Genomic DNA, 1,430 nt, shown 5'->3' with positions numbered 1-1,430 from the left:
AAAGTACTCTAACTTAATGACTTAAGTCTGGGTGTTTAGGGCATTAACAAATAATGAATTTCGTCCGCTGTCCTAATGGAGCTCCTATCGGCTGCGGATAATCATTAACAGCCGCTTCTGTCTAACTCCATGCATTGCACTTTAAACAATAGATGATGCGCTTCGCTTACCCTTCGGGCCGACTTTTTGTCGTTCAACGCGCTAAAGCGCTTTTGTGCCGCCTGCGCGGCAATGACGGATTGGAACGAAACTTAAATCCCGTCGAGCGCGCAAGCGATCTGGGTCACCTTTGGGGTATTGGGGTCTTTGGCCAAACAAAGACCCTGGCCTGCCGTCGGCCAGCGCCGACAGGAAAAGAAGAATTAGCTTGATGTTACCCTCTAAAAAACAAACTACCGCAATTGTCTATGATCACTCTCATATCTCTAAAGGTATTGGCAATACTACTCTTTCATCAAGATAGCCAACTCGAAAGTTCCAGCGCCGCTCCAACTTGTATTAAGTTTTCTTCCAAAGGCCGCGGCAGTAACTCCTGTGCTTTGGTGAGCCTGCGCAGCAAGGTATTACGATGAGTATGCAATTGATCAGCCGCTTTGCTCGCGTTACAGCTAGCACCGATATACGCCAACAACGACTGTCTTAACTCTTTCGAAGAGCGTGCTAAATCGCCCAAGATATAACGAATGAAGTTATTCGTTGCGTCGAGATCTCGCGATAACATCTCTGCCAGACGCAGTTGTTCATAAGACACAATACTTGCCCCCGACCGGAAGCGTCCCAAAATTCTCTGTGCCGCCAAGGCATCCATGTGCGCTTTGCGAAAGCCTTCTAAGCCTTGTCCAGCTGATGCATAAGAGAGCTTAATGGTTTTTAGTTTAGCGAAGTAAGAACGCAGTCGATAGGTATCGATCGGTTCCGAAGAACCCACCCATATCCACATCACTTCTGCTGAGACAATGACAGACAAAGAGTCGACATCTCGAAAACACTTAACGAAATATTCTGCTGCCTTTTCAAGTGCATTGAGTTCAAGATTAGCCTCATCACTCCAAACAACAGCCGCATGTTGCGCCTGAGTCATTGTGTAATCTAGCTGCCTGATCGCTTTATCAACTTGTACGCCATGCCCCTCTAGAATGGTCACTACCAGATCACGCTTTTTAGCCAGATAAGCACTTTGTTCATCGTCAGAATATTCTTTCAATATGCTTTGCAATAAATCGCGACTTGTATCGATATAACTTGAGATAGACCTGAATGACACATCCAATAGCAACTTCAATTCACGCGGGTTTTCAGCAATCTCAAACGCGACATTCATCCAGTATTGCCATGCTACGTTTTGTCCTGCTCTATCAAGCGCTAACATGAGTTCTGGCACGCCTCTTTCAATAATGGCCAAGGCATTTTGCACAATATTATCTGAAACA

Annotated in this window: 1 protein-coding gene; it reads right to left on the bottom strand. The window is 45.7% G+C overall.

Annotated elements, in window-relative coordinates; all coding sequences use genetic code 11:
- Positions 1-454: 454 nt before the first annotated feature.
- Positions 455-1,430, bottom strand: a 976-nt coding sequence (locus tag A3762_RS05045; protein ID WP_068754386.1) for a CdaR family transcriptional regulator, incomplete at its 5' end; no start/stop codon positions are given.

The organism is Oleiphilus sp. HI0125 (genome assembly GCF_001635355.1).
This window is presented reverse-complemented; position numbering and strand designations above follow the sequence as displayed.